At 33.1% G+C, this 9,693-nt stretch carries 9 protein-coding genes; 5 read left to right on the top strand and 4 right to left on the bottom strand.

Annotated elements, in window-relative coordinates:
• From A9G35_RS01025 to adhP, 3 genes are all read right to left on the bottom strand, one after another.
• Positions 1-261: transposase (locus A9G35_RS01025; RefSeq protein ID WP_141673722.1), on the bottom strand; the 261-nt coding region annotated here is incomplete at its 3' end.
• A gap of 138 nt (positions 262-399) precedes the next feature.
• Positions 400-1,842, bottom strand: coding sequence for an APC family permease (locus A9G35_RS01020; RefSeq protein ID WP_065635329.1), 1,443 nt, complete (start codon positions 1,840-1,842; stop codon positions 400-402).
• Positions 1,843-2,024: 182 nt separating this feature from the next.
• Positions 2,025-3,059, bottom strand: a complete 1,035-nt coding sequence (adhP, locus tag A9G35_RS01015) for an alcohol dehydrogenase AdhP (RefSeq protein WP_065635328.1) — start codon at positions 3,057-3,059, stop codon at positions 2,025-2,027.
• Positions 3,060-3,415: 356 nt separating this feature from the next.
• On the opposite strand from adhP, the gene A9G35_RS01010 reads away from it, so the two are divergent.
• Together A9G35_RS01010 and grxB are read left to right on the top strand one after the other, a co-directional pair.
• A complete protein-coding gene (locus A9G35_RS01010) occupies positions 3,416-4,042 on the top strand; it encodes a Pr6Pr family membrane protein (protein WP_065635327.1) in 627 nt (208 codons plus the stop codon).
• The gene (gene grxB, locus A9G35_RS01005; RefSeq protein ID WP_065635326.1) at positions 4,039-4,689 is read left to right on the top strand and encodes a glutaredoxin 2; all 651 of its coding nucleotides are present in this window, start codon (positions 4,039-4,041) and stop codon (positions 4,687-4,689) included. Before A9G35_RS01010 ends, grxB begins: the two co-directional genes overlap by 4 nt.
• A 144-nt stretch (positions 4,690-4,833) precedes the next feature.
• Here the strand turns inward: grxB and A9G35_RS01000 are convergent, their stop codons facing one another.
• The gene (locus tag A9G35_RS01000) at positions 4,834-5,874 is read right to left on the bottom strand and encodes a tagatose 1,6-diphosphate aldolase (protein ID WP_065635325.1); all 1,041 of its coding nucleotides are present in this window, start codon (positions 5,872-5,874) and stop codon (positions 4,834-4,836) included.
• Between the two features lie 233 nt (positions 5,875-6,107).
• On the opposite strand from A9G35_RS01000, the gene A9G35_RS00995 reads away from it, so the two are divergent.
• The 3 genes from A9G35_RS00995 (at position 6,108) to dsbC (ending at position 9,640) form a co-directional block, all read left to right on the top strand.
• Positions 6,108-7,427 (top strand): MFS transporter, encoded by a 1,320-nt coding sequence (locus tag A9G35_RS00995; RefSeq protein WP_065635324.1) that lies wholly within the window; start codon positions 6,108-6,110, stop codon positions 7,425-7,427.
• Between the two features lie 574 nt (positions 7,428-8,001).
• The gene (gene xerD, locus A9G35_RS00990; protein ID WP_065635323.1) at positions 8,002-8,916 is read left to right on the top strand and encodes a site-specific tyrosine recombinase XerD; all 915 of its coding nucleotides are present in this window, start codon (positions 8,002-8,004) and stop codon (positions 8,914-8,916) included.
• A 25-nt stretch (positions 8,917-8,941) separates the two neighbouring features.
• A complete protein-coding gene (dsbC, locus tag A9G35_RS00985; protein ID WP_065635322.1) occupies positions 8,942-9,640 on the top strand; it encodes a bifunctional protein-disulfide isomerase/oxidoreductase DsbC in 699 nt (232 codons plus the stop codon).
• Positions 9,641-9,693: the final 53 nt, after the last annotated feature.

Here is a 9,693-nt window from a genome sequence, read left to right as displayed (position 1 = left end):
ATTGACCTGAATTTCCTGAACCAGACGACGCTCACTGGGGATACCAAAAAGATACCCCAATAGCATAATTTTAAACAGTCTGACCGGATCTTCTGCCGGACGACCGTTATTAGGGCAATAAAGTGGTGCTACCGCTTCTCGAATAAATTCAAAATCAATGACTTTAGCTATTTTACGAACAAGGTGATTTTGAGGGACAAGCGCATCTAACGAAATTTGCTCTATTTTTTCGGGTGTCGCTGGCGTTGGTTTTTTTAGCATAGAAGAATTCCTCTTATAATGGACTCTTCACTATTAGATCAAAGAACTCGCCAAAAAGCGAGCTCTTTGTCATCAATCTGATGCCAGACAATTTGTCTGGCATTTTTTCATAAAGCTTCTTTAATTTTTATGCTTATCTTAGCTGCTAATAAAAACGCCATAAGCAATAAGAAGACTTACAATGATAATGCTTGAAACAGCAATAATCTTCATTTTTTTTACTTTATAGCTTTTCATTTCGCCCAAAGAAAGCTCACTATTTTTATGATAGTAATAATAATACAAAGGTAAACCAATTAAAGTCAGTACGATAGAAGCAACGCCATTTATAGTTTGGTAAACTAACATACCATAAATAACGTAAATGGAACCCAACATTGCAATAATAGGAATTATTGGATAACCAATAACCTTATAAGGCCTTGGTACATCTGGATATTTTTTGCGAGCGATCATCACCCCGATAAATGTTAATAAATAAAATACCCAGATAGAAAACATTGAGATTTCTGATAAGCGATCTGCATCAAGAAGCGTTGAATATAAAAAAGAAAAAATAACTAAAACAATAATCGCATTAACTGGTGAACGGCTATCATCATCAATAGTACTTAAATAACGCGCTCCAATAATAGTCCCCCGCTCAGCCATACCAAATATAGTACGAGATAGCGTCATAATATAGCCATTAATACCGCCCAGAATTGAAATCATAATACCAACAGCAACTAAATTCCCTCCAAAATGGCCAAACATACGTTGTGAAGCAACGGATGATGCGTCATGACCAAGAGAAACCATCTCTTGCACAGGAAAAATTTTAAATAACGCGATATTAATACAAGCGTAAACAACTACAAGAAAAATAATGCCAAAAATAATTGCTTTAGGTAATACTTTTGATGGATTATTAATCTCACCAGCTACTGACGCAACTTGTGCCCAACCATCATAAGCAAAGAGAGTTGCCAAAATAGCCACAGCAAAAGGCGCATACGTTTCAATACCTTGCCCACTAGCAGTGAATAATGCGACTTGACCATTACCTTCACATAATCCAAATATCGCTAACAACAATATAGGAATAAGTTTACAAACTGTAGCAATCGTCTGTAAATAACCAGCCTCTCTTATACCAATAGCATTAATAGAGGCGATAAAACCTAAAACTCCAGCACTTACTGCCATTCGATAAACATCATTAATATTAAACAATAAACAAAATACTGAACTAAAATAACCTACTAATGCACCAACTAAAGACGGAGCAAAAATAACTGTAATCATCCATCCATAAAGATGAGCTACTTTAGCACCATAGATTTTTTCTAAATAAACCAGCATCCCTCCTGTTTTTGGAAACATGACACCAAGTTCACACAGTGTCAAGCCACCACAAATCGATATAGCACCACCTATTATCCATGCTAATAATGCATAATTATAATCACCAGTAACTTCTAATACTGATGGTGGTTTCATAAATGCTCCTGCCCCCAAAACCATTCCAACAACCAATGATAATGCTGAAATTAGACCAAGATCTTTCCTTAGGCTATTTTCTAAATTATGATCTGCCATAAAAGCCCTCTTAAAACATATAAAATCAATAAGCGAAACTGATTTATAATAGGCATTTATTAGTAAAACACAAGAAAGATTAAGTTTTTTATATTAAAGATATAAAAATCAAATGAATAACATTTTGATTTATAAAAAAAGCTAGCATATAGCCAGCTTTTTGAATTACAAGTAAGGTTAACTTATTTAGTCTTCTTCATTTTCATATCTACAACCATACGACCTCGAATTTTACCTGCTTTCATTTCTTCGATCATATCATTGATATCTTCCAACGGTCTTTTTTCTACTATCGGCACGACCTTACCTTCTGCACTAAACTGAAATGCTTCTGCTAAATCTTCACGAGTTCCAACCAATGAACCTAAAACTTGAATACCATCTAACACGGTTTTAGGAATACTTAAATCCATATTTTCTGAAGGCAAACCTAAGGCTACTACACGGCCTAAAGGTCGCACTGAATTGATGGCTTGATTGAATGCTGTTTTAGTCACAGAAGTTACAACAGCACCGTGTACTCCCCCCCCTGTGTGTTCTTTAATATAAGCTCCCACATCCTCAACTTTTTTAGGATTAACGACCAAATCAGCACCTAGTGTTTTACATAATTCTAATTGGCTATCACTATTACTGATTGCAACTACTTTATTGTTAAAGACTTTTTTACCATATTCAATTGCTAATGTTCCTAGTCCACCAATACCAAAAACTGCAAGCCATTGTCCTGGTTTAGTAGCAGCCACTTTAATACCTTTATAGGTAGTCACACCAGCACAAGTTACACTTGTTGCTTGTGCAGGATCGAGCCCTTCTGGTACTTTAACCGCATAATCAGCTTTAACAATGCACTGCTCTGCCATGCCTCCATCAACAGTATAACCAGAGTTTAAAGCGCTTCGACAAAATGTTTCATTGCCTGCAATACAATACTCACAAGTACCACACCCAGCATGGAACCAAGCAATACTAACCCGATCACCAACTTTTAAACTTTTTACATCTGGGGCAACTTTAGTCACAATTCCTACACCTTCATGGCCAATAACTCGCCCCGGTTTTTTACCAAAATCTCCTGCTGCAACATGAAGATCAGTATGACAAAGACCACAATATTCAACATCAACTAAGGCCTCCCCTGCTTCTAAAGGGCGAATAGGAATATCTTTGATTTCGACTTGACCATCGCACTCTTGCTTAATAACTGCTGCTTTCATTTTTTCTCCTAGGAAATTTTAAAATTAAAATATCATTGGTTTTATTTTAACCTAATCCCACTTAAAAAATTTGAGTTATTTCACAATTTTATAAAAAAATAATTATTTCTATAATTGTGTACTTACTACGTGATATTTGCACAAATATTCACTTTTCAGGTTATGTTTTTTGTAAAAAATATTCAGGAGTCTATACCGTTTCATTATCAAAAAACCGAAAATAACGATAGATGCTTTTAATTGTTAGCATAATCAGTCAATATTTAGTCATGAAAAATAGAGATAGCAAAAGTTGGATTTTTTATTTTCTTATTAATTACTATATACTACAGCTTTAGCTATTTTTTGTACTATTTATGTTAAAACGAAGTGTTAACCTTTTTATTGCTTTATTTGCTATTTATATCATTGCTTTTGAAACCTATATCTATTGGCATACTCAGTTACGCCCTTGGCAGCCTAGCTCTTCAATACAAAGGTTAGTTTATTATTATAGTTTTTTTACGGTATTATCAAATTTAATGTTAGCATTGAGCTGTTTTTGGCTAGCTATTAATCCCAATTGTTCTCGGTATAGCTTTAAAGTTATTCGATTAAATGGACTAGTTGGTGTGGTTATAACTGCAATTGTGTATAACATAATATTAAGAGGAATTCATACGCCTCCTAATATATTACTAAAAATTGCTAATGAAAGTTTGCATGTTGTTATTCCTACTTTGGGAATATTGACTTGGTTTATTTGGGGGCCATTTCGGCAAATCAATATTAAAGTCATCACCGGATCGTTATTGTCATTAATGGGATATGGCATTTATATTTTTGTGCGAGGCTATTATACAAACCTATACCCGTATCCTTTTATTAATGTTGTAAAAATTGGCTATGTTAAAGCATTGTTGGCTACGAATAATGTATTTTTACTATTTTTAGGGGTAGCTTTTTTATGTTGGGCAATTGACTATTTAAGGAGTCGAAAATGAAACTGTATATTTATGAACATTGTCCTTTTTGTGTTCGGGCAAGAATGATTTTTGGACTAAAAAACATACCCGTTGAACAGCAGGTATTACTTAGTGATGATTTTGCTACACCTGAGCGTATGATTGGTGAAAAAATGGCACCTATTTTACAAAAAAACGATGGTAGCTATATGCCTGAAAGTTTAGACATTGTTGATTATGTCGATAACAATTATGGCAATAAACCTATTTTAACAGGCCCTAGATCGTCAGATATCACAGATTTAATAAAACAGTTACAACAATATGACTATAAATTAGTGTGCCCACGTTATATAAAACTTGGTTTAGCGGAATTTGCAACACAAAGTGCTATCGATTATTTTGTTACGAGTAAAGCAAAAAAAATGGGGGCTTTTGATGAGTGCTTAATGCAAACTGATTCATTAATTTCTAAAGTTTCAACTGTATTAAACAAACTTGAGTTGTTAATTGTTTCGTCTGATGCATGTAATGGCGAGTTATCTTTAGATGATATTTGTTTATTTCCAATTTTACGAAATTTGACATGTGTCAAAAGCTTAACATTTCCGCCTAAAATTAAAGCTTACATTCAATCTATGGCAAGCCTTAGTAAAGTTGATCTGTTTTTTGATAAAGCAATTTAATGAGTTGGGCAGAAATATAACATTGTTATTTGGTATTAAACCTGAACAGTAAAACTTAGTTTTGTTAAAAAGAACAGGAAAAAATAAATCCTGTTCTTTTTACTTACCAATAACATGTTACTAATGATTATTTAAAATAATTAGCTAATTACTTAATTTAACATCAATAACTTCAATATTTTCTTTACCGCCGTAAATATCATACCAAGGTGTTGCATATTGCTTTAATATTTTGTTGAGGTGCTCGACATTTTCTCGTCCCGTTTGATCTAACCAACGTTTCAAACCTTCTTTGCCACCATTTGCATAAGCGGCAACACCTTCAAACCATGTTGCACGACCACCTAAAATACCACTGTACTTAGCGCCATTTTCACCAGCAAAAATAAGCTCTTCGTGGAAAGTTTTTGTCGGTACGCCAGCACTTAAATAAATGAACGGACGAGTTGCGGCATCACTTGCTTGTTTAAAATAATCAGCAGCTTGTTTTTGAGTATAAACAACAATATTGTTGTCATTAAATCCTTCTACATTTTTAAACAAAACAGGAACTTCAACTTTTAAAATATCAATATAATATTGTTCTTTTGTAAATTCTTTAATGGTATTAATAACTTTTTGTGGTTTGATTTTGGCAAATTCAGGGCTTTTATCGTCGGTTATCACGTTATCATATACAATGGGTTCAACAAAAACAGGAATATCAGCGGCTCTTGCTTCATTACCTAAACGTTCTAAAAATGCATGTTTTTTGTCTAAAATATCTTGAGGATCATCGGGATTATAATAAACCAAGACTTTTGCAGCATCAGCGCCTTTTTTTATTAGGCGCTGTAATGAATCTTCGGGTAAAATATCGGGTAATCGCCCTGGGGTGTTGGCATCATATCCTGTTTTTTCATATGACATGATTAATCCAGCATTACTATTTTTGGCCGTCATGCCTTTAAAGCCATATTCTTCATCTAACAAAATTGCACTGACATATTTAGTTAATTCTTGAGAGACAAGTTCTTTAAACTCATAAACCATATCAATATGATAACGCTCTTTACCAATAGCTGACTCCATCATTTTAACCATTGAGCCACGTTGATCTATCGCTAATGCAGCAATAACGCCATCTTGGTTTGATAATTGTTGCATACGTGTAAATTTACCACGAGAAATACATTTTTTAGCCATTTTACGCTCCCCATTTAATAAGAGTTTTTATTGTAGTTTTTTTATTCGGCTAATTATTAATCATTTGTGCTAGTTTTAACCATACATTTGATAGAAATTAATCATTGTACAATGGCATCCTGATTAAATTGAATTGATAGCTTAAGTAAATATATTCTTTAAAAATTTATGAGTTAAGGTATAGTAGTTAAGAATATTAAACTGTTTGTAAACAAAAATTTACAGGGATGACCATGTCAAATGCATTAACTCACATACCGACAAGAACCTTAAATTCTCAAGACTATAAAACATTAGCGCTTTCCGCATTAGGAGGAGCATTAGAATTTTATGACTTTATTATTTTTGTCTTTTTTTCAATGACTATTAGCCATCTTTTTTTCCCAAATGATATGCCTGCTTGGTTAAGCCAAGTTCAAACATTTGGTATTTTTGCAGCAGGGTATTTAATACGTCCATTGGGTGGAATTGTTATGGCACACTTTGGTGATCGTTTAGGCCGCAAAAAAATGTTTACACTAAGCATATTGCTCATGGCATTACCCACACTATTTATAGGTTGTTTACCCACTTACATAAATATTGGTATTTTGGCTCCTGTATTACTTTTGCTTATGCGCTTGTGTCAAGGTCTAGCTGTAGGCGGTGAAGTGCCTGGAGCTTGGACTTTTGTTGCTGAACATGTACCAAAAAATAAAATTGGCTTAGCTTGTGGCATTTTAACAAGTGGTTTAAGTCTAGGCATTTTACTTGGTTCATTAGTCTCAACAGCTATGAATAAATTTTTATCTTCTGAACAGATCATTGATTGGGGCTGGCGTATTCCATTTATTATTGGTGGTATCTTTGGATTGATTGCTATGTATTTACGTCGTTGGTTAAAAGAAACACCAATTTTTCTTGAAATTCAAAAACGTAAACAACAAGAATTATCTAAAAAAATACCTGTTATCACGGTATTAACTCAATACTTACCTCAAACTATTTTATCAATGCTACTCACGTGGGTACTTTCTGCGGGTATCATGGTGATCATGCTCATGACGCCAATTTTGTTACAAAAACAGTTTGGTTATTCACCGATTGATGCGTTGCAGAGTAATATATTAGCAATTATTGGCTTAATTATAAGCTGTACTTTCTATGGCATGATGATGGATAAATTTTCTATAGGCAATGTTTTGTTTATTGGATGTTTTATTGCTGCGATTATGATCATTATCTTTTATTTTTCTTTAGACAATCCTCATATTTTATTTATTACTTACTCGCTGACAGGATTTAGTATAGGTATAGTTGGTTCTTTTTCTTATTTTATGGTTAAAGTGTTTCCTGCACAAATTCGTTATAGTGGAGTCTCGTTTTCATTCAATATGGCCTATGCTATTGCAGGAGGTATAACACCTTTACTGATTTCATTTTTTAGTGATTTTGTCAGTAAAATGGCACCTGCTATTTATGTGGTTGGATTATTTTGTTTAGGCGCATTAATTGGATTATTTTTATTAATCAATAATAACGGCCAGAAATATCTTGCCAAAGATATGGAATAAACGTAATTTGTAGAAATTGTTCACGTTATTTACAGTAATTTGAAAAATTACTGTCATAAAGACTCATAAAAAAACAAAATCAACGCGCTATCGCAAACAAGCGATAGCGCGCATATCATAAAGAAAAATAACCGTCACTAATTGGGCTAAACGCTTATGATAAGTCGCTAGGTCTCTGATAACAGGCTAAATAAAGCCCAATTAGAGTTTTTCCCCCTTTAAGTAGTAAAAATGAATGTTACAAAACCATAACCATGGATTTAAATATATAATTAAAATCGAAAAATACATAAAAATAAATTAAGACGGCAAGCTAAAGGTGATAACAAAGGTTTGTCTTTACTTAAAAATCAAACAAAGCAGCAAACTAGAGAATATTTACCCGATAATATCAATTTGATTTTTAAGGTTTTTATACATAAACGTAGTACACTCCTGAAACTTTTTAACAAAATGGCGTTGTTTTTATTTATTTAAATAAAATATCTGCTTAGATAAACTACGTGATAATCAGCATATTTATTGACAACTAGTATATAATGTAAAAAATAACAGTAATGTAGAGATAATTTTGATGGTTAGCCAAAACACAACCGCCCAAAGCAAAATGCTAATAGAACAGTTTTTAGATTCATTATGGTTAGAAAGAAATCTTGCAGAAAATACTATTGAATCTTATAAACTTGATTTGTTAGCATTAAACCAATCCTTACAACAACAAAATACTACATTTTTAACAGCTCAAACGATTGATTTACAAAAATTTTTAATGCAACGAGTAGAAGATGGATATAAAGCAAGTAGTTCAGCACGCTTACTTAGTGCAACCAAACAATTTTTTCAGTATCTATATCAAGAAAATTACCGAACCGATGATCCATCAGCAATATTGTCATCACCAAAACTACCTAAAAAGTTGCCTAAAGATTTAACTGAATCACAAGTTAGTGATCTACTTGAATCGCCTAGTATAGAAGATCCTATCGAACTTAGGGATAAAGCCATGTTAGAAGTGCTTTATGCCACCGGTTTACGCGTCTCTGAATTAGTAAATTTACAAATGAGCGATATGAGCTTACGACAAGGAGTTATAAGAGTTATTGGAAAAGGAAATAAAGAACGTTTAGTACCACTAGGTGAAGAAGCTGTTTATTGGCTTGAATATTATTTAAAATACGCCCGAAACGATCTTCTAAAAAATAACGCTATTGATGTACTATTTCCGAGTAGATTAGGCAAAAAAATGACACGACAGACCTTTTGGCATAGAATAAAATACTATGCCATATTGACAGGCATCAATGTTGAAGCTCTTTCACCGCATGTTCTTCGGCACGCTTTCGCAACCCATTTACTTAATCATGGGGCAGATTTGCGTGTTGTGCAAATGCTGCTTGGACACAGTAGTCTATCAACAACACAAATTTATACACATGTAGCAACAGAAAGATTAAAACAGTTACATAGCAAACATCATCCTCGAGCATAATGCTCGAAAAAATAAGGATAATTAAATGAAAAAATTAATTTTAGGTTTAGCATTAATATCAACTACCGCACTAGCAAATAATACCGATATTATTAAAACAATGGGTAAATTAGGCTACAGTAATAAAGATGTTAAAATTACAAATAGCCCTATAAAAAGTCTAAAAAGTGTCGAAACACCTGATGGCGTTTTTTATGTCACAGATGATGGTAAATACTTAACTCAAGGCCCTATTTATAACATTCAAAATAGCGAACCTGAAAATATCGCTAATAGCTACAATCTAAAAATGATAAAATCAATTGAAAACGATGCTATCGTTTACAAAGCTAAAAATGAAAAATATATCATTTCAGTCTTTACTGATTACACTTGTCATTACTGTAAACTACTACACGAAAATATCGATAAATATTTAGAAGCAGGTATTTCAGTACACTATTTTGCATTCCCTAGGGCTGGTGCTGATAGTGATGTTGGTAAAAATATGCAATCTATTTGGAGCATGACTAACCGAAAGGCAGCATTTGAAAATGCTTATAAAGGTAACACTATTTCTCCTGCTAGCAGCATGGTTCCTTATGTAACACAACAATTTAATGTTGGTAAAAAACTTGGCATTAATGGTACACCAGCAATTGTTTTACCTAATGGGCAGTTAGTTGCTGGCTATGTACCTGCTGATAAATTAATTGAAATTTTAGATAAAAAAGTGACTAAATAACAATTAGTAAGTTATTACTTGTTGAAAATTAGAACATAACGAAAAACACATGC

The organism is Gilliamella sp. Choc5-1 (assembly GCF_001690595.1).
Lineage (GTDB): Bacteria > Pseudomonadota > Gammaproteobacteria > Enterobacterales > Orbaceae > Gilliamella > Gilliamella apicola_M.
Note: the sequence above shows the minus strand (reverse complement) of the source record. Positions and strands in the feature narration are given on the sequence as shown.

Excerpts from the sequence above, each read along its gene's own strand:
- A9G35_RS01020 (WP_065635329.1), bottom strand. The coding sequence starts at position 1,842 with ATGGCAGATCATAATTTAGAAAATAGCCTAAGGAAAGATCTTGGTCTA.
- adhP (WP_065635328.1), bottom strand. The coding sequence starts at position 3,059 with ATGAAAGCAGCAGTTATTAAGCAAGAGTGCGATGGTCAAGTCGAAATC.
- A9G35_RS01010 (WP_065635327.1), top strand. The coding sequence starts at position 3,416 with ATGTTAAAACGAAGTGTTAACCTTTTTATTGCTTTATTTGCTATTTAT.
- grxB (WP_065635326.1), top strand. The coding sequence starts at position 4,039 with ATGAAACTGTATATTTATGAACATTGTCCTTTTTGTGTTCGGGCAAGA.
- A9G35_RS01000 (WP_065635325.1), bottom strand. The coding sequence starts at position 5,874 with ATGGCTAAAAAATGTATTTCTCGTGGTAAATTTACACGTATGCAACAA.
- A9G35_RS00995 (WP_065635324.1), top strand. The coding sequence starts at position 6,108 with ATGTCAAATGCATTAACTCACATACCGACAAGAACCTTAAATTCTCAA.
- xerD (WP_065635323.1), top strand. The coding sequence starts at position 8,002 with ATGGTTAGCCAAAACACAACCGCCCAAAGCAAAATGCTAATAGAACAG.
- dsbC (WP_065635322.1), top strand. The coding sequence starts at position 8,942 with ATGAAAAAATTAATTTTAGGTTTAGCATTAATATCAACTACCGCACTA.